The following is a 25,818-nucleotide window of genomic DNA, read 5'->3' as shown; positions in this document are numbered from 1 at the left end:
CCGGATCATGGCGACGCCGTCGCAGTGGTGGTGGTGCGGGGGAGACGTGCTATCCGGTGGGTCGACGTGCTGCGGCGACGAACGCGCACCACGCCGACGGCGCGAAGACCAGGGTCGCGCCGTCCCGGTCCTTGCTGTCCCGAACGGCCACCACTCCGACAAGATTGTCGGCGACCTCCACGCAGTTGCCGTCGGCGGTACTACGGCTGCTCTTGCGCCACAGCGGAGCGGGAAGATCGCTCATGACTCGTACTCCTCGGCAAGGGCAGTGATCAGTCGATGCGATTGTCCCGTGTCCAGAGCAGCCTCGTCCAGACCCGCCCAGATCCGCTCGTAGGTGGCGACTTCCGATGGCTTGTCGAGATAGATGGCGCCGGTGGCGCCCTCGCTGTAGACAGTGGAGGGTTCCGGGTGGGTCCTGCCTTGGTCGAAGTCGAAGATGAGGAACGCTCCGGCTCCGGCCGGATGCAACCCGGCGCTGAAGGGCAGGACCCGGACGCTTACGTTCGGCAGCTCCGTGGAGACGTTGACCAGGTGGTGGAGCTGGTGGGCCATCGCTTTGGCTTCGGCCAGTGGGCGGCGCAGTGCCGCCTCGTTCAGGATCACCCGTAGGTCGGGCGGTGGGGGAAGCCGGCGGCGCAGCAGATGCTGTCGTTCGAGCTTGATCGCAACCCGTTGCTCCCTCTCCTCCGCCGACCTGTGCGCCCCGAATACCCGGACGACCTCGCGGGTGTACTCCTCGGTCTGCAACAGGCCGGGGATCAGTTCGGCTTCGTAGCTGCGGATGCGTTCGGCGGCGCTCTCCAGGCCGACGTACAGCTCGAAGAAGGGTGCGATGGCGCCACCGTACGCGTGCCACCAGCCCTTGGCCTTCGTTTCCCGGGCGAGTGTCATCAGTTCCTCGGTCAGTTCGCGGCTCACCCTGTACAGCTCGCTCATGTTGCGGGCGTCGATCGCCCGTAACGACGTGGCGCCATTCTCGATCCGCCACAACTTCTGCACCGACCACTCGAGTTCCCGGGCGGCCGCCTCCCGGGTGATGCCGGCGTCCTCGCGGGCCCTGCGCAGATATCGCCAAGCTGTCGGCGGGGGACCGTCGACCCTTGCTCGCTCGTCATGATCGGATTCGTTCCTTCCCTGTCGGGCCTGCCGGACGGCACTTCTGGAATGGTTGTACCCGCCGCTTTGGAACCCTTATCGGTGCGGCGTTCGGAAAGCAAGATATGTGGCTGACTTTCTGCTCTGGAATATTGCACGCCGGTCAATACTCGTCCACTATGGCCTGCAAGCGCGCGCCGCCCCGTACCTTTTCGCGAGACGTCGGAGGGAAAGCATGCTCAACCTGCGCAGCATCGGGGGCAGGCCGGACAGGGACCGCAGGAAGATAGCCGAAGGCGATCAATTGTGGTGTCCGGAGGGACAGCACTACTGCCACCACGTGCAACCCCCGGTCGTCGGCGATCTCCGGTTACGGGTCACCGTCGTACCGCCGAAAATCGACGACGGCCGGGACTGGCTGCTACTGCGCGGCTACGTCCTGGACGCCGACGGGGTGGAAGCCGTCCGGGACACCTGGCACTACGTCCGGCCCGAACGGTGCCAGATCCGGCCCCGGAACGCCGACCATGGAGGCTGAGCGGCGCCCGCCGGCCCGCTGGCCCGTCGTCCGGGTCGGCGACGTGTTCACACTGCGCCAGGCGGACTACTGCTACGGTCGCGGCGACATCCGGATCAGGGTCACGGCCGTCCCGGCGAACGCCGACCTGCTGGCCCTGGAAGGGGTGCACCTGCGGGCGCGGGCACAGCGGCACGACGGCACCGAGGGGCCGGAGTACTTCTATCTGTGCCGGGTACGGGCACTTCGGGAGAGCCTGCCGGAACGGCCGGGGCCGGGTCGGGAATGAGGAACCGCCGTCTGCCGGGAACAGGGCCTCCGGGCGGGTCAACGGGTCGAAGGTCCCGGGCGGGACGGACCTCGTCCCGGTCACCCCGGGGCGCCACCGGTCATACCGTGGGGGAGGCGGCCGGAAACCGCTGCGGATCCGGTACCGGACCCGTGGGTGGCCCGCCCACCGACGACATACGCCTGCGGAAGGGTTGAGCGTGGCAACGGACACGAAGGACCAGATCGGGACGGCGGACGACGCCGCGATCCTGCACACCCTCGCGACTCCGGACGAGTCCGAACTCGCCCGGCTCGACGCATGGTGGCGGGCTAACAACTACCTGACGGTCGGGCAGATCTACCTGCGGGGCAACCCGCTGCTGCGGGAGCCGCTCACGCCGGAGCACATCAAGCCACGGCTGCTCGGGCACTGGGGGACCAGCCCCGGCCTGTCGCTCATCTACGCACACGTCTCCCGGCTGATCCGGCTCACCGGACAGCAGGCGATCTATCTGGCCGGGCCGGGGCACGGCGGGCCGGCGCTGGTCGCGGCGGGCTACCTGGAGGGCACCTACAGCGAGATCTATCCGGACGTCGGCCAGGACGAGGCCGGGATGCTCCGGCTCTTCCGGCAGTTCTCCAGCCCCGGCGGCATCCCGAGCCACGTCTCGGTGACCACCCCGGGCTCGATCCACGAGGGCGGCGAACTCGGGTACGTGCTGGTGCACGCCTTCGGCGCCGTGATGGACAACCCCGACCTGCTCGCCGTCGCCGTCGTCGGGGACGGCGAGGCGGAGACCGGCCCGCTGGAGGGCTCCTGGAAGGGCATCTCCTTCCTCAACCCGACCCGGGACGGCGCGGTGCTGCCGATCCTGCACCTCAACGGCGCCAAGATCGCCGGCCCGACCGTGCTGGCCCGGAAGGACCCGGCCGAGGTCCGGGCACTCTTCGAGGGGCACGGCTACGACGTGCTCGAGGTCGACTGCGCCGACCTGCCCGGCTCGCACCACCGGTTCGCGGCGACCCTCGCGCAGGCGTGGGGGCGGATTCGGGCCATCCAGCAGGCCGCCCGGGACGGCGACTGGGACGGCAGCCGGCCACGCTGGCCCCTGGTCATCCTGCGGTCACCGAAGGGCTGGACCGGCCCCGAGGAGGTCGACGGGGTGAAGGTCACCGGCAGCTGGCGGTCCCACCAGGTGCCGCTCTCCGGGGTACGGGACAACCCGGAGCACCTGGCGATCCTGGAGAGCTGGCTGCGGTCGTACCGGCCGGCGGAACTCTTCGACGGTGCCGGCGCCCCCGTCGAGACCGTGCGGGACCTGCCACCCCGGGGCGACCTGCGGATGAGCGCGTCGCCGCACGCCAACGGCGGGCTGCTCACCCGCGACCTGGACCTGCCGGATTACCGCGACTACGCGGTCGACGTGCCGACCCCGGCGAAGCTGCGGGTCGAGTCGACCCGCCGGCTCGGCGAACTCCTCCGGGACGTCTACCGGCGCAACCCCGACACGTTCCGGCTGTTCTGCCCGGACGAGACCAACAGCAACCGGCTCGGCGCCGTCTTCGAGGTCTCCGACCGGGCCTTCATGGAACAGGTCACCGACGCCGACGTGGCGATCGGCCGCGACGGCCGGGTGATGGAGGTACTCTCCGAGCACAACTGCCACGGCTGGCTGGAGGGATACACGCTGACCGGCCGGCACGGCATGTTCGCCACCTACGAGGCGTTCGCGATGGTCAGCGCGTCGCAGACCGTGCAGCACGGCAAGTGGTTGCAGGAGGCCCGGCACCTGCCGTGGCGGGCCAAGGTGCCCAGCCTGAACATCCTGCTCACCTCGACCGCCTGGCGCAACGACCACAACGGCTTCTCACACCAGGGTCCCGGGCTGATCCAGGTGGTGCTGACCCAGCGCGGCGACATCGCCCGGATCTACCTGCCGCCGGACGCCAACTGCCTGCTCTCGGTCGCCGACCACTGCCTGCGGTCCCGGTCGTACATCAACCTGCTCGTGATCGACAAGCAGCCGCAGTTGCAGTGGCTGTCGATGGCGGACGCGATGGCACACTGCGCCCAGGGCGCCGGCATCTGGGAGTGGGCCGGCACCGACGACGGCAGCACCGACCCGGACATCGTGCTCGCCTGTGCCGGCGACGTGGTCACCATGGAGACCGTCGCCGCCGCCCAGATCCTCCGGGAACGGCTGCCCGGGATGAAGGTCCGGGTGGTGAACGTCGTCGACCTGATGACCCTGGTCCGGCCGAAGGACCACCCGCACGGGATGAGCCCGACCCTCTTCACCGAACTGTTCACCGACACCGTCGACGTGGTCTTCGCCTTCCACGGCTATCCGGGCGCCATCCACCAGCTCGTGCACGGGCGGCCGGACGCCGACCGGTTCCGGGTACGCGGCTTCGTGGAACAGGGCACCACCACCACCCCGTTCGACATGACGGTACGGAACCGGACCTCCCGCTACCACCTGGTGCTGGACGCGATCAACAACGCCCGGCGACTGCCCCGGGGCGCCGCCGAACTGGCCCGCTGGTGCGAGCAGCAACTCGCCCGGCACGAGGCGTACGTGGTCGAGCACCTCGAGGACATGCCGGAGGTACGGGACTGGTCCCTCGGCGACTGGGCACCGCGCGGCTGAACCTCCCGAACGGGCCCGCCGACCTTTACAGGATCGGCGGGCCCGCTCAGTGTGCGAGGCGCAGCGCGGCGGCGGTCTCCTCGGCGATGCCGCGTTCCTCGTCGGTCGGTACGACGCAGACGGCGACCCGGCCACCCTCGGCCGAGACGACCCGGGCGGGCGGGCCGGCGGCGTTACGGGCCGGGTCGACGACGATGCCCAGCGGCTCCAGCCCGGCCAGCGCCCGGCCCCGGACCGCCGGACTGTGCTCACCGACACCGGCGGTGAAGACGACCGCGTCCAGCCGGCCGAGCACCGCGTGGTAGGCACCGACGTACTTGCGGATCCGGTGGCAGTACATCGCCAGGGCGTGCTCGGCGGCCTCGTCCCCGGCTCCGGCGCGGGTCAGGACACGACGCATGTCGTTGTCGCCGCAGAGCCCGAGCAGCCCGCCCCGGTGCTGGTAAAGCTCCTCGATCCGGTCGGTGGAAAGGCCGGCGCGGGCCAGGTGGAAGGCGACGGCCGGGTCGATGTCACCGGTCCGGGTCCCCATCACCAGCCCCTCCAGCGGGGTCATCCCCATCGAGGTGTCGACGCCACGCCCACCGGCCACCGCCGTCGCGCTGGCCCCGTTGCCGAGGTGCAGCACGATCAGGTGCAGTTCGGCCAGCGGGCGGTCGAGCAGGGTCGCGGCGGCGGCGGCGACGTACCGGACCGAGATGCCGTGGAAGCCGTACCGGCGGATGCCGTACCGGGTGGCCGTCTCGGTGTCCAGCGCGTAGCGGCTCGCCTCGGCCGGCATGTCGGCGTGGAACGCGGTGTCGAAGACGGCCACCTGGGGCACGCCGGGCAGCGCCCGCCGGGCGGCCCGGATCACGGCGACGCCCGGCGGGTTGTGCAGCGGCGCCAGCCCGGAGAGTTCCTCGATCCGCGCCACCACCGCGTCGTCGAGCACGGTCGGCCGGCGAAACCGGTCGCCGCCGTGCACGATCCGGTGGCCGACCGCGACCGGCGTCGGGTGGCGCCGGGCCAGCTCGTCGAGCACCCGGGCGACCGCGCCGCCGTGGTCGGCCTCCGGTGCGCCGGGTTCGCCGATCCGCGCCACCGTGCCGCCGGCCAGCCGACCGCCGTCCCGGAGCAGCGCGTACTTCAACGACGACGAGCCGGCGTTGAGCGCCAGGACCGGACCGGCACCGAGCGCCGGCACCTGTGCCGGTTCCGCTCGGGAGGGGCGGACCGTCACGCGATCATGCCGATCGTCACCTGCACGTCGTCGTAGGCGTACTCCAGCCGGTCGGTCACGTCGACCACACCCGGCACCGCGTACGCCAACCGGACCGCGATCTGCGCGGTGCTGCGCCGGTCCAGCCGGCCGTCCAGGGTGACCACGCCGTCCTGGACGGCGACCCGGATCACGCCCTCCTCGATGGCGAGCACCCGGCGCAGCACGTCGTCGACGACATCGGCCCGGATGTCGGCGTCCGGCCGCAGATAGACCCTGAGCAGGTCACCACGGCAGACGATGCCGACCAACCGGCCGAGTTCGTCCACCACCGGCAGTCGCTTCACCCGCTCCGCCTCCATCAGTTTCGCCGCCGTCGTGAGCGTGGTGGTGCCCACCACTGTGATCGGCGGCGCGGTCATCAACTGCTCGGCGACCGAGGCGGTCGCGTGCGTCCGGGCGGCCCGCTGCCGTCGGCCGACGAAGAGCCGTGGCTCCGGTTGCCCGGTAAGCTCCACCTTGGCCAGCAGGTCCGACTCGGAGACGACACCCTGGACCCGCCCGGACTCGTCCACCACCGGCACGCCGCTGACGCCCCGCTCGGCGAGCAGGCCGACGATCGCCCGGTACGGCGTCTCCACCCCGACGGTGACGACGTCCGTGGTCATCACGTCCTGCACCAGCCACTGTCTCATGACTTCTCCTTCCGCCCGGTCCGGACGTCGTCGTGACGCCCATCCGTCTCCGACGCTAGGACCGTCCTCCCCGACCGGGACAGGGCCGACCGGCCCTCCGGCGGCGGGCGCTCCGACCCTGTCCGCGCGGGGCACCTGCGGGTGTGCTGGTAGCTGGAGCAGGACCCGGCGGACCCGCCGGGGACCGGACCGACGCGAAATGGGGTACCCGAGGTGTTCGTCCAGGCCATACCCGGCGCCGACGCGCTCGCCATCGACGGCGGGATCGTCCGGATCCGCGCGGTCACCCCGCAGGACCGGGGCCGGCTGACCGAGCTGTACCGGCGCAGCTCGCCGGAGAGCCTGCGGATGCGGTTCTTCGCCGTACCCGGTGAGCGGACCATCGCCGCCGAGGTCGACCGGCTCTGCCGCCCCGCCGCACCCGCCGAACACGGCGCGGTACTCGCCGAGACCGCCGGCCAGCTCGCCGGGGTCGCCGCCTACGAGGTCGGCGAGGGCGGCTCCGCCGAGTTCGCCGTCTTCGTCGCCGACGGGCAGCGGCACCGGGGCATCGGCACGCTGCTGCTGGAACACCTGCGGGCGGTGGCCGGCGCGGCCGGCGTCACCGAACTGCGCGGCGACGTGCTGCCGGCGAACGCGGCGATGCTCCAGGTCGCGGCGGACCTGACCGGACGGGCCGGTTCCCGCACCGAGGACATGCTGCTCGCCGTCGGCCTGCCCACCGAACCCAGCGAGGCCGAACTCGGCGCCGCCGACGCGCGGGACCGGGTGGCGCAACGAGCCTCGCTGCGCCCGCTGCTGGCACCCCGCTCGGTGGCAGTGGTCGGCGCCGGCCGCACCCCGGGCGGCATCGGGCACGAGACGCTGCGCAGCCTGCTCCGGTACGGCTTCATCGGGCCGGTCCACCCGGTCAACCCGAACGCCAACGAGGTCTGCGGGCTGCCGGCGTACCCGAGCCTGTCCGCGCTGCCGGAACCGGTCGAGCTGGCGGTCGTCGCGGTGCCCGCCCCGGCGGTGGTCGAGACGATCCGGGACGCGGCCGCCGCCGGGGTACGCGCGGCAGTGGTGCTCAGTTCCGGCCTCGGCGAGAGCGGTGCCGCCGGCCGGGAGGCGCAACGCGAACTGGTCGAGGTGGCCCGCGCGCACGGGATCCGGCTGGTCGGCCCGAACTGTGTCGGGGTGGTGAACACCGACCCGGCGGTCCGGCTCGCCGCCGCGTTCGCCCCGGTACTGCCGCCGGCCGGTGGACTGGCCGTCGCGTCGCAGTCCGGTGCCGTCGGCATCGCCCTGCTGGAGCACGCCGAACGGGCCGGCTGCGGCCTGTCCAGCTTCGTCTCGCTCGGCAACAAGGCCGACGTCAGCGGCAACGACCTGATCGCGTACTGGTACGACGACCCGGCCACCCGGGCCGTCGCCCTCTACCTGGAGTCGTTCGGCAACCCCCGCCGGTTCGCCCGGCTGGTCCGCGGGCTCGCCAGGCGCAAGCCGGTACTGGCGGTCAAGAGCGGCCGGTCCCGGGCCGGGCAGCGGGCCGGGGCGTCCCACACCGCCGCCGCGGCGGCACCGGACAGCACCGTCGACGCGCTCTTCGCCCAGGCCGGGGTGATCCGGCTGGAGACCCTCGGCGACCTGATGGACACCGCCCGGCTGCTCACCGGCCAGCCACTGCCGGCCGGCGACCGGCTCGGGATCGTCGGCAACGCCGGCGGGGTCAACGTACTGGCCGCCGACGCCGCCGACGGGGCCGGACTGCGGGTCGGCTCGCTCGGCCCGGCACTGCGGGAGCGGCTGCGGGTGGTGCTGCCGCCGCTGGCCGGCGACGACAACCCGCTCGACCTCGGTGCCGGCGCCAGCCCGGCGGCGTTCGCCGACGCCGTCCGCACGGTCGCGGACAGCGGTGAGGTCGACGCGCTGCTGCTGGTGGTCGCGGCGACCCGGGCCAACGACGTGCCGGCCATGCTGCACGCGGTCGCCCCGGTGCTGGACGCGACGCCGGGACTGACCGCCGCGGTCGTGGTACTCGGCCTCGCCGAACCGCCGGCCACCGTCGGCGACCGTCGGGTCCCCGTCTTCGACCTGCCGGAACGCGCCGTCCGGGCGATCGGCCACGCTGCCTGGTACGCCGACTGGCTCCGGCAGCCGACCGGCAGCGTCCCGCCGAGGGCCAGCACCGCCGTACGTGGCCGGGAGCTGGTGCGCGAGACGCTCGCGACGGCTTCCGGCTGGCAGCCGTACGACCGGATCGCCGAGATCCTGGGCAGCTACGGCATCCCGGTGGTGCCGGCGCTGCGGGTGGAATCCGCGACGGACGCGGTCGCCGCCGCCGACGGGTTCGGCTACCCGGTCGCGCTGAAGTCGGCCGATCCGGACCTGGTGCACAAGAGCGATGTGGGCGGGGTGGCGTTGCACCTGACCGGCCCGGAGCAGGTGCGGGCGGCGTACCCGAGGGTGGCCGGCGCCGGCCGGCAGGCCGGAACCGCCGGTCCGGTCCTGGTGCAGCCGATGGCGCGCGGCCAGCTCGAACTGGTGGCCGGGGTGGTGCACGACCCGCAGTTCGGCTCGCTGGTGATGGTCGGGCTCGGCGGCGTGCACACCGACCTGCTCGGCGACCGGTCGCTGCGGCTGACCCCGGTGACCGACCTGGACGCCGCGCGGATGTGGCGCTCGCTGCGGGCCGCGCCCCTGCTCACCGGCTACCGTGGCGCCCCGCCGGTGCACACCGGCGCCGTCGAGGACCTGCTCTGCCGGCTCGGTCAGCTCGCCGCCGACCTGCCGGAGGTGGCCGAACTGGACCTGAATCCGGTGCTTGTCGGCCCGGACGGGGTGGCGGTGGTCGACGCCAAGCTCCGGCTCGCCCCGGTGGGCACCGAACCCGACCGGACCCTGCGGCAACTCCGGGCCGCCGGATGAGCGCCTCGGGCTGCCGGTCGCCGCACTCCAGGATCCCGGCGCCGAGTTGGCGACCCGAGCCAACGCCCGGCGGGTGGCGCGGCGGCCGGCCACGCCCGGCACCGTGTCCGCCGCCCGGCGGCAGGACCGAGGTGGCCGGCGAGGAGCCGGGCGGGCGGCGGTACCGGATCGTGGTCGGGCTGGACGGTTCGGCGGGTGCCCGGACGGCGCTGGGCTGGGCCGTCCGGGAGGCGGCGCGGCGGTCGGGCACGGTGCTGGTGGTGACCGCCTGGCCGGATCCGGCCCGCGAGGTCGCCCGGCGGCGGGGAACCCTGCCGGCCGACCGGCTCGCGCTGGTCGCGATGCAGCGGGCCCGGATCGCCGCGGCGACCGCCGTGCCGAGGCGCCCGCCGCAAGTACTGCGGATGCTGGTGCTCGCCGACCCGGTCAGCGCGCTGTGCCACGCGGCGGCCACCGCCGACCTGGTGGTCGTCGGTGCGGGGCCGCCCGGCCTCCAGCGGCGCACCGGCGTCGCCGCCCGGCTGCTGGCCCGGCTGGCCCGGCGTGCCGGACGCGGCCAGCCGGCCGCACCGGTGCTGTTGGTCCGGGCCGGACGGCCGACGCCGCACCGCCGGGCGCCCGGCGGGCCTGGCCTGGCCGTGGCGGGCCGGGCCGTGGCGGGCCGGGCCGTGGCGGGCCGGGGGCCGGGTCGTGGCGGGCCGGTTTCCGGCAGCGCCGGCAACCCGGTCCGCGGGTCTGCCGCGCGACCCGAGCACGGCGATAACATCGCCGGGTGACCGAATCGCGGCCCCTCGGATCGGGATTTCCACCGCCGTCGCTGGGCATCACACCACTGTCCCGGGTACGCCTCGACGAGCTGCTCCAGGAGATGCTGGACCGGGTCGGCGAGGTGGTCACCAGCCGGGAACGGCTGCGGGCGCTGCTGACCGCCGTGGTCGGGATCAGCACCGACCTCGATCTGCACAGCACCCTGGACCGGATCGTCGCGGCGGCCTGCCGGCTGGCCGACGCCCGGTACGCCGCCCTCGGCGTCGTCGGCCCCGACCGGCAGTTGACCGAGTTCATCACGCACGGCATCGACCCGGCGACCCAGGCGCGGATCGGTGACCTGCCGCACGGCCGGGGCGTACTCGGGCTGCTCATCGCCGACCCCCGGCCGGTACGGATGCCGGACATCACCCGGCACCCCCAGTCGTACGGCTTCCCGCCGAACCACCCGCCGATGCACAGTTTCCTCGGCGTGCCGATCCGGATCCGGGACCAGGTCTTCGGCAACCTCTACCTGGCCGAGAAGCAGGGGGCGGCGGAGTTCACCGACGACGACGAGGAGATCGTCGTCGCGCTCGCCGCCGCCGCCGGTGTGATCATCGAGAACGCCCGCCTCTTCGCCATGGCGCACCGGCGGGAACGCTGGCTGGCCGCCGCCGCCGAGATCACCGGCGTGCTGCTCGGCGAGGTGCGCCGGACCGACGCGCTGCGGCTGATCGCCCGGCGGGCCCGTGAGGTCGCCGAGGCGGACGTGGCACTGGTGCTGCTCTACGACGAGGACGCCGGACAGTTCACCGTCGAGGTCGCCGACGGTGGTCGGACGGCCGACGAGCTGGAGGGCGCCGTACTCGCCGCCGACGACACGGCCTTCGTCGAGCCGGTCACCCGGCGCCGGCAGGCGGTGGCGGAGAGCCTCGCCAAGGCGGCGCCCTGGCCGGTGGCGGTCGGCACCGGTCCAGGGCTGATCTCGCCGCTGATCGTCGGCGACGCGCTGCACGGCGTACTGGTGATCGGCTATCCGGCCGGCGAGCAGGCGGGCAGCGACGTCGAGGGGACCCTGCTGGCGACCTTCGCCGGGCAGGCGGCGCTGGCCCTGGAACGGGCGAGGGCGCAGGAGGAGCGGGAGCTGCTGGTGGTCCTGGAGGACCGCGAGCGGATCGCCCGGGACCTGCACGACGTGGTGATCCAGCGGCTCTTCGCGACGGGGCTCCAGTTGCAGACCGTCGCGCCGCTGGCCAACCGGCCGGACGTACGGCAGCGGCTGAACGCCACCGTCGACGACCTCGACTCCACCATCCGGGACATCCGGCGGGCGATCTTCGAACTGCGTACCCCGATGACGGCGGCGCTGCGTACCGAGATCCGGGACCTGGTCGCCGGCACCGCCGAGGCGCTCGGCTTCCGCCCCGGACTGGAGATGACCGGGCCGGTGGACAGCGCCGTCCCGGACCGGGTCCGCCCCGACCTGCTGGCGGTGCTCGGCGAGGCGCTCTCGAACGCCGTCCGGCACGCCCGGGCGACCCGGGTGACGGTCACCGTGGAGGTGACCGCCGGCCACCTCTGCGTGCGGGTCGTCGACGACGGGGTGGGCACCGATCCGGCGCGGGCCCGGGGCGGCCTGGTCAACCTCCGGGAACGCGCCGAGCACTGCGGTGGCAGCTTCGAGATCATCCCGACCGAGCCGAGCGGCACCACCCTGGTCTGGCGGGTGCCACTGCGCGACTGACCAGCCGGTCCCGGTGCTCGGCGCCCGCCCGGCGCCGGTGCGGCGTCGGCTCAGTGCCGGTGCGGCGTCGGCTCAGTGCCGGTCGCCGAGCAGCCGGGTGGCCAGCACCGCCGCCTGGGTACGCCGTTCCAGGCCGAGCTTGGCCAGCAGGCTGGAGACGTAGTTCTTCACGGTCTTCTCGGCCAGGAACATCTTGCCGGCGATCTCCCGGTTGGTGAGCCCCTCCGCCACGTACTCCAGGATCCGGCGCTCCTGTTCGGTCAGCGACTGGAACTCGCGGGGCTGCTCGACCCCGCTGCGGATCCGGTCCAGCACCCGGGCGGTGACCGCCGGGTCCAGCAGCGACTGGCCGGCGGCCACCCGGTGGACCGCGTCGACCAGGTCGGTGCCGCGGATCTGCTTCAGGACGTACCCGGCGGCGCCGGCCATGATCGCCGCGAAGAGCGCCTCGTCGTCCTCGTAGGAGGTGAGGATCAGGCCCTTGATCGTCGAGTCGACGGCCCGGACGTCCCGGCACACGTCGATGCCGTTGCCGTCCGGCAGCCGGGCGTCCAGGATCGCCACGTCGGGGCGGAGTGCCGGGATTCGCCGCGCCGCCTCCTGGGCGGAGCCGGACTCGCCGACCACCTCGATGTCGCCGTTGCTCTGCAACAGGTCGGCCAGGCCGCGCCGGACCACCTCGTGGTCGTCGAGCAGGAAAACTCTGATCACCGTTCCTTCCTACCCGCCCGACGCGCCGACCGACAGGGCCGAAGGTCCTACAACGGCGCGTGCCGAGTCCGGGGACTGCGGCCTGCCGGTTCGGGACCTGCGGCCCTGCCGGTCCGCCGGCGCGGCGGCGCACCGTGGTGGGGCAGACAGCGAACGAGGAGGAAAAGCGATGATCCCCAACCGGAGCACCGCGACGACGGTCGCCGACGACACCGCCGTGCCCGCCGCCGAGGCCCGCGCCGCGTTCGGTGCCGCCGCCGCGTACGCGCTGCTGGCGCCCTCGGTCTTCAACACCCAGCCGTGGCGGTGGCGGGTCGGCCCCGGCGCCGTACTGGAGTTGCGGGCGGACCGCTCCCGGCAGGTGCACACCGTCGACGCGACCCGACGGCTGCTGCTGGTCAGCTGTGGCGCGGCCCTGCACCACGCCCGACTGGCGCTCGCCGTGGCCGGCTACCGCACCGAGGTGACACGGTTCCCGGACCACGCCGATCCGGACCTGCTGGCCCGGCTCACGGTCACCGGACGGGCGGCGCCCGATCCGGAACAGTCCCGGCAGCAGGCGGCGGCCGCGCTGCGCCGTACCGACCGGCGGGCCTTCGGGGACCGCCGAGTCGACCCGCAGATCCTGCACCGGCTCCGTGCGGTGGTCGAGGCCGAGGGAGCACACCTGCACCTGGTCCGCGACGACCAGATGCCGATGCTGGCCGTGGCCACCGCCAACGCCGCGGGCGTCGAACTGGACGACCCGGCCTACCGGGTCGAGTTGCGGCGCTGGACCAACCGCCCGCCGGAAGCCCGGGACGGGGTACCGGCCGCCTCGGCGGTCCGGCCGGGGATCCGCCGGGTGCCGATCCGGGATCACGCGTTCGGCGGCACCCCGGGGCTGGAGGTCGGCGACGGGATGGACCGGGGAGCCACCTACGCGATCCTGTTCGGCGACGCCGACGGTCCGGCCGACCTGCTCACCGGTGGCGAGGCGCTCTCCGCCCTGCTGCTGGCCGCCGTCGCCGACGGGCTCGCCACGGCACCGCTGAGCGACCCGATCGAGCTGGACTGGCCGCGTTGGCTGATGCGCAACATGCTCGCCGACATCGGCGAGCCGTACGTGGTGGTCCGGCTGGGCTTCGTGGACGATCCGGATCCGCTGCCGCCGGTGCTGCGGCGGGAACCCGCCGACGTGATCGAGTACGCCGACTGACCGGCTCCGGCGCGGCGCGACGGCGAGCGGACCGGCTCGGACCGGTCGGGGTCGGCTGGACGGCGGGCCGCCTCCTGGGTCGGGCGGGGCGGCGAGGAGGAAGCAGATGAGTTCGACGGGATATACCCGGGCGGATCTGGACCGTGCGGTGGCCGCCGCCGCCCGAGCGCCCGGGGCGGAACAGAGCCGGCGGTGGCTGCGGCTGCGCGACGGTGCCATCGACGTGCTGGCGACTCCGTCCGGTGTGGACGGGTCCGCCGACCGCGCCGGCTGGGCCGCGCGGGTGGGTGGTGGTGCCGGCCTGTTCAACGTACGGCTGGCCCTGGCGGTCTGCGGTCGGCCGGCGCTGGTCCGGCTGCGCCCGAACCGCGACGAACCGGAACTGCTGGCCCGGCTGCATCCCGGTCCGGTGCAGTCGGCGGGTCCTGCCGAGCGGGAGCTGTGTGCGGCACTGCCGTACTGCGCCGTCGCCGCCGGGCCGGTCCTGCCGGCGTCGGTGCCGCCCGAGGTGCGGCGCCGGCTGATCGAGGCGGCCCGGATCGAGCACGGCTGGCTGGAGCTGATCGTCGGGCATCCCGCGGTGGCCGCGTTCGCCCAGATCGAGGCGAGTGCCCGGCGGGTGCTGGAGCGGGTTCCGGCGGAGGCGGCGGGCGCGATCCGCTGGCGTACCGCACCGCCGCCCGACAGTCCGGGCGCTGTCGCGTCGTTGCCCGGCGGTCCCGGTGCCGTCGCGTCGCTGGTCGACGGACCGGATGCCGTGCCGCCGCCGCTCGATGCGGGCGGCGAGCCGATGGTGGCGGTCCTGGGCAGCCCGTTGGACACTCCCGGTGACCAGTTGCGGGCCGGGCAGGCGGTGCAGCGGCTGCTGTTGACGGTCACGGCTGCCGGGCTGAAGGCGGGCCTGCACGCGCAGGTGGTCGCCGTTCCGGCGGCGCGCGAGCAGCTCCGCCTCGCCCTCGGGCGGTCCGGTCGGCCGCAGATGGTGCTGCGGATCGGTCAGGTAACCGCCGGGCGGCTGCGATCGGCCGGGACGGCGGCACCGCACCGGACGGCCCGGGAAGACGGGTCCAAAGTCCCGGGTACGGGCGGTCCGCCGGCCCTGCCGCGGGTGGTGGTCGGCGGCGTCGAATGGAGGTAGCCGCGAGGGACAGCGCGGACGACAGCAGAGAGGACGTGACGACGATGACGGCGACCAGCAACCAGCCCGTCGCCCGACAGACCGCGGACGCGGCCGACCGGGTGGGTGTGCAGACCGCCGCCCAGCGGGCCGCCCGGTACGTTTTCGCCGGCATCCGGCTCGCGCTGGGCTGGACCTTCCTGTGGGCGTTCCTGGACAAGACGTTCGGGCTCGGCCACGCGACCGAGAGCAAGGCCGCCTGGATCAACGGCGGCAGCCCCACCAAGGGCTTCCTGGGGTTCGGCGCGGAAGGGCCGTTCCAGGGGTTCTACCACGGTATCGCCGGTGCCGCCTGGGCGGACGTGCTGTTCATGGTCGGCCTGCTCGCCATCGGGGTCGCTTTGCTGGCCGGGATCGGCCTCCGGGTCGCGGCGGTGGCCGGCGGCCTGCTGTACGTGCTGATGTGGACCGTCGTGCTGCCTCCCGAGAACAACCCCTTCATGGACGAGCACCTGATCCACGCCGCGCTGCTCGCCGGCCTGGCCCTGGTCGGTGCCGGCGACACCTGGGGGCTCGGCCGGATCTGGGCCGGCCTGCCGATCGTGCGGCGGCAGCCCTGGCTCAAGTGACCCACACCTCGCCGACGCGGCGGGTACCACCGGCCGGTGGTACCCGCCGCGCCTTTCGTCGGGACCCCGCACTACGGTCGGTTCTGTACAGATTCGCGCCGGTCCTCCGAGACCGCTGAGATGTTCGGGGAGCCTCATGACCGTGCAGATCGACCTGACCGGCCGGACCGCGCTGGTGACCGGATCGACCCAGGGCATCGGCGCCGCCATCGCCACCGGGCTGGCCAGGGCCGGTGCCCGGGTCGCCGTCAACGGGCGTACCCCGGAGACCGTGGCGCGGGCCGCGACCGCGCTGCGGGCGGAGGTGCCGGCGGCGGAGGTGGTCGAGGTCGCGGCCGACGTCGCCAGCGACGACGGCTCGGCGCGGGCCCTCGAGATCCTGCCCAGCGTCGACATCCTGGTCAACAACCTCGGCATCTTCGGCGCCCGGCCGGCACTGGAGATCGACGATCAGGAGTGGCGGCGCTACCTCGAGGTGAACGTGCTGGCCGCGGTACGGCTGACCCGGAGCTACCTGCCCGGGATGATGGAGCGCGGCTGGGGGCGGGTGCAGTACATCGGCAGCGACTCGGCAATCGTCACCCCGGCCGAGATGATCCACTATGGCGTCTCCAAGACGGCGCTGCTCGGCGTGTCCCGTGGGTTCGCCAAGGCCGCCGCCGGCAGCGGGGTGACGGTCAACTCGGTGCTCGCCGGCCCGACACACACCGGTGGCGTGCAGGAGTTCGTCTATCAGCTCGTGGACCGGAGCCTGCCGTGGGAGCGGGCGCAGCGCGAGTTCATGCGGCTGCACCGGCCGCAGTCCCTGCTCCAGCGGCTGATCGAGCCCGTCGAGATCGCCAACATGGTCACCTATCTCGCCTCGCCGCTCGCCTCGGCCACCACCGGCGCGGCGATCCGGGTCGACGGCGGTTACGTCGACGCGATCGTTCCTTAGCCAACCGAGGCCGCCGGCCTCCTCCGCACTCTTCATCCGCCATCTCGGCGCCGCCCGCGACCGCGTCCGTCATCCATGGCAATGACCGACAATAAACTCAGTCTTGACTGGTGGAGTTGTCGGTGGAAGTGTGGCGGCAGCACGAGATCGCGACCCGACGGAGAGGACACCGGCATGCGGAAGCTGGTTGTGAGCACGTTCCTGACCCTCGACGGCGTCATGCAGGCCCCGGGCGGCCCCGGCGAAGACGACGACAACGGCTTCGCCCACGGCGGCTGGATGGTCAACTACTGGGACGACCAGGTGGGCGCCGCCATGGAGGACCTGATGGGCAAGCCGTTCGACCTGGTCCTCGGGCGCCGCACCTACGACATCTTCGCCGCGTACTGGCCGCACGCCTCGGCGGAGGAGGGCGCTGAGCCGCTCAACCGGGCCACTAAGTACGTCGCCTCCCGAGGGCGACCGACCCTGGGCTGGGACCGGTCCGAGCTGATCGAGGGCGACGTCGCCGAGGGCGTGGCGGCGCTGAAGAAGGCGGACGGACCGGAGTTGCAGGTGCACGGCAGCGGCAACCTGGTGCAGACACTGCTGCGGCACGACCTGGTCGACGAGTTCCGGCTGCTGGTCTTCCCGGTCGTGCTCGGCTCCGGCAAGCGGCTCTTCGCCGACGGCACCGTCCCGGCCGGACTCAGATTGGTGCACGGGACCGTCTCGCCGAACGGAGTGATCATCGGCAGGTACGAACCGGCTGGCCCGGTCGCGACCGGCTCGTTCGGGTAACACCTCCCGGCTCGTTCGGTTGGCACATCCCGTCTCGGTCGGCGCCGAGCCGGACGGAAGTCGCCCGGAAGATGCTGGATTGTCCTGCCGTCCGGACCGGTCGTGCCGCAGTCTTGGCAGGTGAGGGCGAGCGCCAGGGCGGGTCTGGAGCGCGATCCGGCGGGCTCCCGCCGGGCCACGCTGCTGGAACTCTTCTTCGACCTGGTCTTCGTCGTCGCGCTCGCCCAGATCTCCCGGAACCTCGGCCTGAACGTCAGTTGGCTCGGGATCGCCCAGGCGGTGCTCCTGCTCGCCGCCATCTGGTGGGTCTGGGCGATCACCGCGTTCGTGACCGACCTCTACGACCCGCAGCAGGTCTGGATCCAGTTCCTGATGATCGCGGTGATGCTGGGCGCCCTGGTGATGGCGGCGACCGTGCCGCACGCCTTCGGACACGGAGGACTGGTCTTCGCCGGTGCCTACGTCGGGATCCATCTGGGTCGTGGCCTGCTCCTGGTGCCGATCCTGCGCGGCCGGCGGGCCCAGGGGCGGGCCGTCCGGATCTTCTGCTGGTTCACCGTCTCGACGGTGCCGTGGATCGTCGGCGCGCTGCTGCCGGCCGACACGCTCCGGCTGGCGGTCTGGGCACTCGCCGCCGCGATCGACTACCTGGGCTTCTTCCTGGGCTATCCGGTCCCCGGGCGGAGGCGGCTGCCGCCCGAGCAGTTCAGTGTGACCGCGGCGCACCTTGCAGAGCGCTACCAGCAGTTCTTCATGATCGCGCTTGGCGACGCGATCCTGGTCGCCGGCCTGGTCTACAGCGAGGCGCCGGCCGGAATCGCCCCGGCCGGCGGACTGTTCGCCACGTTCCTCAGCACCGTGCTGCTGTGGCGGGTCTACACGCACCGGGCCGGCGAGGTACTGCCACAGGCGATCGAGTCGGCTCCGGCGGCCCGTCGGTTCATCGGAATGGCCCCGTACACCCACCTGCTGATGGTGGCCGGCGTCGTGTTCGCGGCGGCGGCCTTCAAGCAGGTCATCACCGAGCCGCTGGAGACGGTGGGGTGGCGGACGACCGCCCTGCTGCTGGGCGGGCCGGTGCTGTTCCTGCTCGGCCGGATCCGGTTCGACTACGAGGTCTTCGCCCGGGGTTCCGGCTCCCGGCTGGTGGCGCTCGGGCTGCTGGTGGCGATCGTCCCGCTGACCCGGCTGCTGCCGCTGGTGGGCATCGCCGGCTACGTCTGCCTGGTGCTGGCCGGGGTGGCCGCGGCGGACACCCTCCGTGATCGGGGCAGACGAGCGGAGCCCTCCGCATCCGCGACCTGACCGCCTCCGCGCGACCGGCTTCAGGGATGGTCGGCCTTCGAGATGGCCGGCTCCGTGCTACCGGCTTCCGCGCGACCGGCCTCTGGACGGCGCGGCTCGGCGGTGGTCGCGCCTGCGGCGGTGGTCTGGTCGCGCGTGCGGGGTCGTGTGTGCGGGCGGGCTATCGGGGTAGGCGTGCCCTGACAGCGGCACCGGCAGAGCGGAGCGAGCGATGAACGTGTCCCATCTTCCGCTGCGCGTCGCGATCGGGGCGTTCGTCCTGAACTCCGGCGTCTCCAAATGGAACCTCGAGGGCGACGGCGCGGCGAGCATGCACGGGATGGCGGTCGGGGCGATCCCGCCGCTGCGGCGGCTCCCGGCCGAACAGTTCGCCCGGCTGCTCGCCGGCACCGAAGTGGCGCTCGGCGCCGCCCTGCTGCTCCCGTTCGTCCCGTCCGGGCTGGCCGGGCTCGGCCTGCTCGGCTTCGGCGGCGGCCTGCTGCGGCTGTACTGGGCGACGCCCGGCATGCACGAGCCGGGCAGTCCCCGGCCGACCCAGCAGGGTGTGCCGATCGCCAAGGACAGCTGGTTGGTCGGCGCCGGCCTCACCCTGCTCCTCGACGACCTGCTCGGCCGGGCGGCCGGCAAGCGTCGCGGCCTGGGCCGGCAGATCTCCCGCCGGTGTGGCCGCCGGCGCGGCTGACCCCGCTCCGTCGCCGCCGGCGGCCGTTTCGGCGTGCCCACCACGGGTACGCCCGGCACGACCGGCCCACGGGTACGCCCGGCACGACCGGCCCACGGGTACGCCCGGCACGACCGGCCCAGGGGTACGCCCGGCACGAGCGCCCCAGGGCTGAGCCCGGCACGACCGGCCCGGGGGACGGACGGCTTGCCGGCAGGAACGCCCGGGCCCGAACGGCTCGGGGGAGAGGGGAGGCGAACGCGATGGCCGGGATACAGATGCGCAGCCGCGCCTTCAACGACCACGACCGGCTGCCGGACCGGTTCTCCCGGAACGGCGGCAACGTCTCGCCGCCGCTGGAGTGGTCCGACGTGCCGGAGGAGGCGACCGAACTGGTCCTGCTGGTCGAGGACCGGGACGCCGGGCGTACCCCGTTCCTGCACTGGCTGGTGACCGGGATCGAGGCGAGTTCCGGCGGGGTGGACGAGGGCGGAACCCCGCCCGGCGGCCGGGTCTGGACGAACGGCTTCGGCGCTCCGGGCTGGGCTGGCCCGCACCCGCCGATGAACGACGACCCGCACCGGTACTTCTTCCGGCTCTACGCGGTCAACCGGCCACTGGAACTGCCCAGCGCCCCGCAGGCGCCGGACGTGCACGCCGCGGTGCGGGACCTCGAACTCGCCAGCGGCAACATGGTCGCCACCTTCGCCCGCTGACCGCACCGCCGCGTCGACCGGGGCGCGGGGCCACGGCCGGGAAAATCGGCGGCGGGCGGCGGGCGGCCGGGGTTAGATGCTGGGCATGTCACTGCCCCCCGGCTGGTCGGTGCGCCGGCCCGCGCTCGACGACGTACCGGCGATCCTGGCCGTCGTACACGCCAGCGACATCGCGGCGCTCGGACATCCCGACTTCAGCGCCGACGACGTACGCGAGGTGCTCACCGCGCCCGACCTGGACCTGGACCGGGACACCTGGCTCGCCGTCGACCCGGCCGGCGAGGTGCGCGGCTGGTCCTATCTGGAGGACTCCCAGCGGGGACCCCGGGAGACCGTCGAGGTCTACGTGCACCCGGAGCACGGGGTGCCGGCCCAGGTGCCGCTGCTCGCCAGGCAACTCGCCCGCTCCGCGCAGCGCGCCGCCGAGTTCGGCCTGGCCGCGATGACGGTACGCGCGATCGCGCTGCCCGGCGAGGAGCGCTGGATCGGGGTACTGCGCGACGCCGGCTTCGAGTTCGTCAAGCGGTACGCCCGGATGCGCCGGCCGCTGGCCGGGGTGGCCGCCGAACCGCCGGCCCCGCCGCCCGGGGTGCGGATCCGACCGGTACGCCCCGACGACGAGGCCGAACTGCGCACCTTCCACCGGATCCTGGACACCGCCTTCCGGGACACCCCGGACTACCAGCCCGCCAGCTGCCAGCAGTGGTGGGAGCAGGTCCGCGCCCTGCCCAGCGTCGCCTGGGACGAGTGGTTCGTCGCCGAGTGCGATGGCGAGGCGGTCGGCATCCTCCAGTCCGCCGACCAGACCCTCGACCAGAACGAGGGCTGGGTGAAGCAGCTGGCGGTGCTCCGGGAACACCGGCGGCGCGGGGTGGGCGGGGCACTGCTGGCGTACGCCTTCGCCCGCTACGCCGCCAAGGGGCGGGAGTACGCCGGGCTCGGTGTGGACCTGAGCAACCCGATCGGGCCGGTCCGGCTCTACGAGTCCGTCGGGATGACCCCGCTCTACGAGGGGCTGGTCTTCGAACGCGGCGTCGACGCCGACCGGGGACAGCCGGGGCCCGAGGGTCAGGCGTCGACCAGGTCGTCGACCACCTCGGCCCGGTCCAGCGAGGCGAGGACCCGGTAGTCGTACCAGTCGACTCCGATGGCGTCGGCGGTGGCGTAGCAGCCGATCACCCGCCCGGTGAATCCGCCGGCGACCTCGGTGGAGAGGTAGCGCCCGTCGAGTTCGGCGAGGACCACGAACTCGCCGCCCGGCGTCTCGTAGCCCAGGCGTACCACGTCCGGCTCCTGCCGGGGATGGTCCATGCCGGGGCCGGAGGACCAGGTCTCGACGCGCAGCACCACCGGACCGCTCACCGGACGGGTGCCGATCCGCTGGCACAGCGGGCCGATCCGGGCCCGTACCCAGACCTCGCCGTCGCCCAGCTCGACGGCGTAGTGGTGTGCCTCGTCCAGGCGTACCGCCAGGCCGCCCCGACCGACGCCCGGGTCGACCAGGGCGCGTACCCGGACGTCGTGCCGGTCCTGGCGGCGGCCGACGAAGGTCACCGTCGGCTCGTCCAGCGAGCCGCCCCGGGCCCGCAGGGTCAGCCAGCCGGGACGCTCGGCCAACGAGACGTCCTCCGGCGGGCGGCTCCGGATCGAGATCCACCGGGGGTGCAGCTCGGTGCTGTCGAAGTCGTCCCGCGCCGGTGCGGCACCCACCGGCGCGGGGGCCTGGGCGGCGGCCGGCGGCAGCGCGCCGACCGGCCCGATCACCGGCCAGCCGTCGGTCCAGGTGACCGGGGCGAGGAAGGTCTCCCGGCCGAGTACGTGCCAGCCGGGCGTGCCCCCCTTGGCGCGTACCCCGAGGAAGACCAGCCACCACGAGCCGTCGGTGGCCCGCACCAGGTCGCCGTGTCCGGTGTTCTGGATCGGGTGGTCGGTGCTGCGGTGGCTGAGGATCGGGTTGGCCGGGCAGGGCTCGAACGGGCCGTCCGGTGCCGGTGCGCGGGCCACCGAGATGCCGTGTCCGCGCTCGGTGCCGCCCTCGGCGATCAGCAGATACCAGGTGCCGTCGACCTGGTAGAGGTGCGGTGCCTCGGGAGCCTGCGCGCCGGGCGTGCCGGACCAGAGCCGCTTCGGCCGGCTCAGCGCGGTCCCCCGGACCGGGTCGATCCGCAGCTGGTCGATGCCGGCGACGGTGCACCAGCAGTTGCCGTCGTCGTCCCAGGCCAGGTCGGGATCGATGCCGAGCACGTCGGGCAGGTGCACCGGATCCGACCAGGGGCCGGCCGGGTCGTCCGCGGTGACCAGCAGGGTGCCGCCGTGCGGGATGTTCGAGGTGATCAGCCAGAACCGGCCGTCGTGGTGCCGCAGCGTGGGTGCGTAGACCCCGCCGGAGGACGGGGTGCCGGCCGGCAGGGCGAGCTGGTCGGGCCGGTCGAGGACGTTGCCGATCTGGGTCCAGTTCACCAGGTCGCGGCTGTGGAAGACGGGCACGCCCGGGAAGTACTCGAAGCTCGAACAGGCCAGGTAGTAGTCGTCGCCGACCCGGCAGACGCTCGGGTCCGGATGGAAGCCGGGGATGACCGGGTCGCCGGGAGTCGCCATCAGCAGCCGATCACTGCCGGACCGCCGGCCACCCGAGCCGGCGGGATCGTGGCCACGACGGCGGGACGGGACATTGACGATCCTCTCCGGCGCAAACTTTCCGGAATTGTTCCGTAACTGGTTCGGAACGTTATGGCCCACCGTGCGGTCAGTCAACCCCGGAACCTGGGGCAAATACTGAAAGGCCGCTTGACCGATGCCGGTGCAGCCTCGAAAGTGTTTCGGTCGTAGGCTGGACCCTCGACGAAGGAGCTGCCTCGTGACGGTCGACGAAGGACGAAGGATCACGATCACCGCCATCGCCCAGGAGGCGGGCGTGTCGGTGCCGACGGTCTCCCGGGTGCTCAACGGCCGCAACGACGTGGCGCCGCAGACCCGGGAACGGGTGGAGGAACTCCTCCGCCGGCACGGCTACCGCCGTCGGGCCGCCCGGCCACGGGCCGGCGCCAGTCTGATCGACCTGATCTTCAACGACCTGGACAGCCCCTGGGCGGTCGAGATCATCCGCGGGGTGGAGGACGTCGCGCACGCCTCCGGGGTCGGCACGGTGGTCTCGGCGATCCACCGCCGCTCCACCTCGACCCGGCAGTGGTTGCAGAACCTGCGCACCCGGGCCACCGACGGGGTGATCCTGGTCGCCAGCGACCTCGCCCCGCCGGTGCACGCCGAGCTGCGCCGGCTGAACGTGCCGATGGTGCTGGTCGACCCCGCCGGGGTGCCGCACCTCGACATCCCGACCATCGGGGCGACGAACTGGGCCGGTGGGCTGCGCGCCACCGAGCACCTGCTCTCGCTCGGACACCGCCGGATCGGCTTCATCGCCGGGCCGCCGCGCCTGCTCTGCAGCCGGGCCCGGCTGGACGGCTACCGGGCCGCCCTGGACGCCGCCGGCATCCCGATGTGCGACCAGCTGATCGTGCCCGGCGACTTCTACCACGAGTCCGGCTACTCCGGCGGTGCCGCGCTGCTCGACCTCGACGAGCCGCCGACGGCGATCTTCGCCTCCAGCGACCAGATGGCGTTCGGGGCGTACGAGGCGGTCCGGCGGCGTGGGCTGCGGGTGCCCGACGACGTGAGCGTGGTCGGCTTCGACGACCTGCCGGAGGCGCGCTGGGCCTCGCCGCCGCTCACCACCGTGCGCCAGCCGCTGGCCGAGATGGGACTGCTGGCCGCCCGCACCGTGCTCCGGCTGGCCGGCGGCGAGCCGCTCGACACCCCCCGGGTCGAACTCTCCACCGACCTGGTCGTCCGGGACAGTTCGGCCCCGTACCCCCAGCGTTGACCCGCCGGCGCCACCCGCCGCCCTGTAGTGCTTTGCCACCGACTGCGCCAACTGCCGCGCGGGCTGATCACCAGCGGTCTGCTGGTCGCGTCTCGCCACGCTGCGCCGAGCGGGGTGGTTTGCCGGGTTAGAGGTGATCGGGTGCGGGGTACCACCACCCGCGTAACGACGCCCGGCCGCGCGGCCGGGCGCTGATGGCGAGGGAGCACCCGATGAGACTCGACGACGACGACATCCGGACCACGGGTGGCGGCGGTGGGGAGGGGTTGGCCGACGGCGGAGCCAACCCGATGGGCCATGACGGCGGCGCCGACGGTGCCGCCGAGGGGCCGGCCGACGCCGGAGCCACCCCCGGCCAGCACGACGGCGGGGCGGACGGTGCCGCCGAGGGCCCGGCCGACGGTGGTGCGACTCCGGGCCAGCACGACGGTGGGGCCGACGGCGCGGCCGAGGGGCCGGCCGACGCCGGAGCCAACCCCGACCAGCAGGACGGCGGCGCCGACAGCGCCGCCCGGTAGCGCCGAGCGGACGACGATGACCGAGTACGACGGCTCCACCGGCACGGTCGCACCGGAGTACCCGCCGGAGGTGTCCGGCGCGAACCGGGCGGACACCTCGGTGGCGGACCGGCCGGAGACCTCCGGGTCGGACGGCATGGGCGACCCGCCGCGGACCGGCCGGCGCGGCGGAGTACCCGCGGCGCCGGTACCGGCCGTCGGGACCTCGGATCCGGCGACCGGGGCGGGCGGCGAGCGTCGCCCGGCCCGGTCCGCCGACCCGGGTTCACGCGTTCCGGGCAGCCGCCCCGCCCTGGCCCGCTGCGTCGCGGTCGAACCCGCGAAGTTCGCCGCCGCCTACTGGGGGCGGGCGGCACTGCTGTCCCGCGCCGCCGAGCTCGGCAACCCGGACGGTTTCCGGGGCCTGCTCAGCCCGGCCGACGCCGACGAGCTGCTCAGCCGGCGTGGACTGCGTACCCCGTTCCTGCGGGTGGCGAAGAACGGGAAGGTGCTGCCGGCCGGCGAGTACACCGGGGGCGGCGGGAGCGGAGCCGAGATCGCCGACCAGGTCCTCGACGAGCGCGTCCTCGGGCTGTACGCCGACGGCGCGACCCTGGTCTTCCAGGGGCTGCACCGGATCTGGCCGCCACTTGTCGACTTCACCCGCGAGCTGAGCCGGCAGCTCGGTCAGCCGCTCCAGGTGAACGCCTACCTGACCCCGCCGGGAAGTCAGGGCTTCGCCACCCACTACGACACGCACGACGTCTTCGTGCTCCAGGTCGACGGGCACAAGCACTGGCAGGTCCACGAGCCGGTGCTGCCCGACCCGCTGGAGCGGCAGCCGTGGGGTGGCCGGGCCGACGAGGTGGCCGCCGTCGCAGACGGCCCGCCCGCGCTGGACGTGGTGCTGGGGCCGGGCGACGCGCTCTACCTGCCCAGGGGCTGGCTGCACAGCGCTCGGGCACAGGACGAGAGCAGCCTGCACCTGACCGTCGGGGTGCGGGCACTTACCCGGTACGCGATGGTCGAGGCGCTGCTGGAGCTGGCCGCCGAGGACCGGCGGCTGCGCGGCACGCTGCCGTTCGGGATGGACGTCGCCGAGGCGGACCAGGTCGAGCCGGAGTTGACCGAGACCGTCGAGGCGCTGCGGGACTGGCTCGGCGGGGTCGATCCGGCGGCGGTGGCCGCCCGGCTGCGGGCCCGGGCCTGGCCGGCGGCCCGACCGGCGCCGATCCGGCCGCTCGCCCAGGCGGCGGCGATCGCCGGGGTGGACGTGCAGACCCGGATCGCCCCCCGGGACGGGCTGCGCTGGCAGTTGACCGCCCAACCGGCCCCGGACGGTGCCGGGCCGGGCCGGGTGGTGCTGTCGCTCTTCGACCGTACGCTGAGCTTCCCGGCGCAGTGCGCGCTGGCCGTCCGGGCGTTCCTCGACGGCGGGGTGCACCGGGTCGGCGACCTGCCCGGGCTGGACGACGACGCCGACCGGATCGTGCTGGCCCGCCGCCTGCTCCGCGAGGCCGTCGCCGTCCCGGCCGAGGAGGAGTAGGCCCC

Annotated in this window: 23 protein-coding genes and 1 pseudogene; 18 read left to right on the top strand and 6 right to left on the bottom strand. The window is 73.7% G+C overall.

Annotation, left to right across the window (positions count from 1 at the left end):
* Positions 1-49 precede the first annotated feature (49 nt).
* A complete protein-coding gene (locus tag O7626_RS15230) occupies positions 50-244 on the bottom strand; it encodes a DUF397 domain-containing protein (RefSeq protein ID WP_278061814.1) in 195 nt (64 codons plus the stop codon).
* Positions 241-1,118 (bottom strand): annotated as a pseudogene (locus O7626_RS15225) (helix-turn-helix transcriptional regulator). The gene O7626_RS15230 and the pseudogene O7626_RS15225 overlap by 4 nt, the downstream one beginning before the upstream one ends.
* A 320-nt stretch (positions 1,119-1,438) precedes the next feature.
* Here O7626_RS15225 and O7626_RS15220 point away from each other — a divergent pair.
* The 3 genes from O7626_RS15220 (at position 1,439) to O7626_RS15210 (ending at position 4,536) form a co-directional block, all read left to right on the top strand.
* Positions 1,439-1,636: a hypothetical protein gene (locus O7626_RS15220; protein WP_278061813.1), complete on the top strand. Its 198-nt coding sequence runs from the start codon at positions 1,439-1,441 to the stop codon at positions 1,634-1,636.
* Positions 1,626-1,904 (top strand): hypothetical protein, encoded by a 279-nt coding sequence (locus O7626_RS15215; RefSeq protein WP_278061812.1) that lies wholly within the window; start codon positions 1,626-1,628, stop codon positions 1,902-1,904. The genes O7626_RS15220 and O7626_RS15215 overlap by 11 nt, the downstream gene beginning before the upstream one ends.
* Before the next feature lie 247 nt (positions 1,905-2,151).
* The gene (locus O7626_RS15210) at positions 2,152-4,536 is read left to right on the top strand and encodes a phosphoketolase family protein (RefSeq protein ID WP_278066173.1); all 2,385 of its coding nucleotides are present in this window, start codon (positions 2,152-2,154) and stop codon (positions 4,534-4,536) included.
* A 46-nt stretch (positions 4,537-4,582) separates the two neighbouring features.
* On the opposite strand, the gene O7626_RS15205 is transcribed toward O7626_RS15210, so the two are convergent.
* Both O7626_RS15205 and O7626_RS15200 read right to left on the bottom strand, forming a co-directional pair.
* Entirely contained in the window at positions 4,583-5,758 is a 1,176-nt protein-coding gene (locus O7626_RS15205) for an acetate kinase (protein ID WP_278061811.1), read from the bottom strand.
* A complete protein-coding gene (locus tag O7626_RS15200; protein ID WP_278061810.1) occupies positions 5,755-6,432 on the bottom strand; it encodes a CBS domain-containing protein in 678 nt (225 codons plus the stop codon). Before O7626_RS15200 ends, O7626_RS15205 begins: the two co-directional genes overlap by 4 nt.
* Positions 6,433-6,645: 213 nt before the next feature.
* Here O7626_RS15200 and O7626_RS15195 point away from each other — a divergent pair, with 213 nt between their 5' ends.
* The 3 genes from O7626_RS15195 (at position 6,646) to O7626_RS15185 (ending at position 11,836) form a co-directional block, all read left to right on the top strand.
* Complete coding sequence (locus tag O7626_RS15195; protein WP_278061809.1) at positions 6,646-9,342, top strand: bifunctional GNAT family N-acetyltransferase/acetate--CoA ligase family protein; 2,697 nt, start codon at positions 6,646-6,648, stop codon at positions 9,340-9,342.
* Positions 9,343-9,473: 131 nt separating this feature from the next.
* Positions 9,474-10,118 carry a universal stress protein gene (locus O7626_RS15190; RefSeq protein ID WP_278061808.1) on the top strand — a complete coding sequence of 215 codons (645 nt, stop codon included), beginning with the start codon at positions 9,474-9,476 and terminating at the stop codon, positions 10,116-10,118.
* A gap of 92 nt (positions 10,119-10,210) precedes the next feature.
* Positions 10,211-11,836 carry a GAF domain-containing protein gene (locus O7626_RS15185; protein ID WP_278066172.1) on the top strand — a complete coding sequence of 542 codons (1,626 nt, stop codon included), beginning with the start codon at positions 10,211-10,213 and terminating at the stop codon, positions 11,834-11,836.
* A gap of 72 nt (positions 11,837-11,908) precedes the next feature.
* On the opposite strand, the gene O7626_RS15180 is transcribed toward O7626_RS15185, so the two are convergent.
* A complete protein-coding gene (locus O7626_RS15180) occupies positions 11,909-12,547 on the bottom strand; it encodes a response regulator transcription factor (RefSeq protein WP_278061807.1) in 639 nt (212 codons plus the stop codon).
* Positions 12,548-12,716: 169 nt separating this feature from the next.
* Between O7626_RS15180 and O7626_RS15175 the strand changes: the two genes are divergently transcribed.
* The 9 genes from O7626_RS15175 to O7626_RS15135 all read left to right on the top strand — a co-directional run bounded on the left by O7626_RS15175 (position 12,717) and on the right by O7626_RS15135 (position 21,019).
* Entirely contained in the window at positions 12,717-13,745 is a 1,029-nt protein-coding gene (locus O7626_RS15175) for a nitroreductase (protein WP_347404789.1), read from the top strand.
* Positions 13,746-13,851: 106 nt separating this feature from the next.
* Positions 13,852-14,883, top strand: a complete 1,032-nt coding sequence (locus O7626_RS15170) for a nitroreductase (RefSeq protein WP_278061806.1) — start codon at positions 13,852-13,854, stop codon at positions 14,881-14,883.
* A gap of 35 nt (positions 14,884-14,918) precedes the next feature.
* Positions 14,919-15,491: a hypothetical protein gene (locus tag O7626_RS15165; RefSeq protein WP_278061805.1), complete on the top strand. Its 573-nt coding sequence runs from the start codon at positions 14,919-14,921 to the stop codon at positions 15,489-15,491.
* A 136-nt stretch (positions 15,492-15,627) separates the two neighbouring features.
* Positions 15,628-16,428, top strand: coding sequence for an SDR family oxidoreductase (locus O7626_RS15160; RefSeq protein WP_278061804.1), 801 nt, complete (start codon positions 15,628-15,630; stop codon positions 16,426-16,428).
* 174 nt (positions 16,429-16,602) lie between these two features.
* Positions 16,603-17,208 carry a dihydrofolate reductase family protein gene (locus tag O7626_RS15155; protein ID WP_278061803.1) on the top strand — a complete coding sequence of 202 codons (606 nt, stop codon included), beginning with the start codon at positions 16,603-16,605 and terminating at the stop codon, positions 17,206-17,208.
* A gap of 120 nt (positions 17,209-17,328) precedes the next feature.
* Complete coding sequence (locus O7626_RS15150) at positions 17,329-18,513, top strand: low temperature requirement protein A (RefSeq protein WP_278061802.1); 1,185 nt, start codon at positions 17,329-17,331, stop codon at positions 18,511-18,513.
* A gap of 211 nt (positions 18,514-18,724) precedes the next feature.
* A complete protein-coding gene (locus tag O7626_RS15145; RefSeq protein ID WP_278061801.1) occupies positions 18,725-19,195 on the top strand; it encodes a DoxX family protein in 471 nt (156 codons plus the stop codon).
* Positions 19,196-19,437: 242 nt separating this feature from the next.
* Positions 19,438-19,890, top strand: coding sequence for a YbhB/YbcL family Raf kinase inhibitor-like protein (locus tag O7626_RS15140; RefSeq protein ID WP_278061800.1), 453 nt, complete (start codon positions 19,438-19,440; stop codon positions 19,888-19,890).
* A gap of 85 nt (positions 19,891-19,975) precedes the next feature.
* Positions 19,976-21,019, top strand: a complete 1,044-nt coding sequence (locus O7626_RS15135) for a GNAT family N-acetyltransferase (protein ID WP_278061799.1) — start codon at positions 19,976-19,978, stop codon at positions 21,017-21,019.
* Here O7626_RS15135 and O7626_RS15130 read toward each other — a convergent pair.
* Complete coding sequence (locus tag O7626_RS15130) at positions 20,959-22,488, bottom strand: glycoside hydrolase family 43 protein (RefSeq protein ID WP_278061798.1); 1,530 nt, start codon at positions 22,486-22,488, stop codon at positions 20,959-20,961. The genes O7626_RS15135 and O7626_RS15130 overlap by 61 nt on opposite strands.
* Positions 22,489-22,747: 259 nt before the next feature.
* Here O7626_RS15130 and O7626_RS15125 point away from each other — a divergent pair, with 259 nt between their 5' ends.
* The 3 genes from O7626_RS15125 (at position 22,748) to O7626_RS15115 (ending at position 25,813) form a co-directional block, all read left to right on the top strand.
* Positions 22,748-23,770 (top strand): LacI family DNA-binding transcriptional regulator, encoded by a 1,023-nt coding sequence (locus tag O7626_RS15125; protein WP_278061797.1) that lies wholly within the window; start codon positions 22,748-22,750, stop codon positions 23,768-23,770.
* 212 nt (positions 23,771-23,982) lie between these two features.
* Positions 23,983-24,288, top strand: coding sequence for a hypothetical protein (locus O7626_RS15120; protein WP_278061796.1), 306 nt, complete (start codon positions 23,983-23,985; stop codon positions 24,286-24,288).
* Between the two features lie 16 nt (positions 24,289-24,304).
* Entirely contained in the window at positions 24,305-25,813 is a 1,509-nt protein-coding gene (locus O7626_RS15115) for a cupin domain-containing protein (RefSeq protein ID WP_278061795.1), read from the top strand.
* Positions 25,814-25,818 lie beyond the last annotated feature (5 nt).

The organism is Micromonospora sp. WMMD1102, assembly GCF_029626265.1.
GTDB lineage: Bacteria > Actinomycetota > Actinomycetes > Mycobacteriales > Micromonosporaceae > Plantactinospora.
Note: the sequence above shows the minus strand (reverse complement) of the source record. Positions and strands in the feature narration are given on the sequence as shown.

Bases quoted from the DNA above. Each gene is read 5' to 3' on its own strand.
- O7626_RS15200 (WP_278061810.1), bottom strand. From the start codon at position 6,432: ATGAGACAGTGGCTGGTGCAGGACGTGATGACCACGGACGTCGTCACC.
- O7626_RS15140 (WP_278061800.1), top strand. From the start codon at position 19,438: ATGGCCGGGATACAGATGCGCAGCCGCGCCTTCAACGACCACGACCGG.
- O7626_RS15155 (WP_278061803.1), top strand. From the start codon at position 16,603: ATGCGGAAGCTGGTTGTGAGCACGTTCCTGACCCTCGACGGCGTCATG.
- O7626_RS15115 (WP_278061795.1), top strand. From the start codon at position 24,305: ATGACCGAGTACGACGGCTCCACCGGCACGGTCGCACCGGAGTACCCG.
- O7626_RS15185 (WP_278066172.1), top strand. From the start codon at position 10,211: ATGCTGGACCGGGTCGGCGAGGTGGTCACCAGCCGGGAACGGCTGCGG.
- O7626_RS15170 (WP_278061806.1), top strand. From the start codon at position 13,852: ATGAGTTCGACGGGATATACCCGGGCGGATCTGGACCGTGCGGTGGCC.
- O7626_RS15130 (WP_278061798.1), bottom strand. From the start codon at position 22,488: ATGGCGACTCCCGGCGACCCGGTCATCCCCGGCTTCCATCCGGACCCG.
- O7626_RS15135 (WP_278061799.1), top strand. From the start codon at position 19,976: ATGTCACTGCCCCCCGGCTGGTCGGTGCGCCGGCCCGCGCTCGACGAC.
- O7626_RS15175 (WP_347404789.1), top strand. From the start codon at position 12,717: ATGATCCCCAACCGGAGCACCGCGACGACGGTCGCCGACGACACCGCC.
- O7626_RS15230 (WP_278061814.1), bottom strand. From the start codon at position 244: ATGAGCGATCTTCCCGCTCCGCTGTGGCGCAAGAGCAGCCGTAGTACC.
- O7626_RS15215 (WP_278061812.1), top strand. From the start codon at position 1,626: ATGGAGGCTGAGCGGCGCCCGCCGGCCCGCTGGCCCGTCGTCCGGGTC.
- O7626_RS15160 (WP_278061804.1), top strand. From the start codon at position 15,628: ATGACCGTGCAGATCGACCTGACCGGCCGGACCGCGCTGGTGACCGGA.
- O7626_RS15120 (WP_278061796.1), top strand. From the start codon at position 23,983: ATGAGACTCGACGACGACGACATCCGGACCACGGGTGGCGGCGGTGGG.
- O7626_RS15145 (WP_278061801.1), top strand. From the start codon at position 18,725: ATGAACGTGTCCCATCTTCCGCTGCGCGTCGCGATCGGGGCGTTCGTC.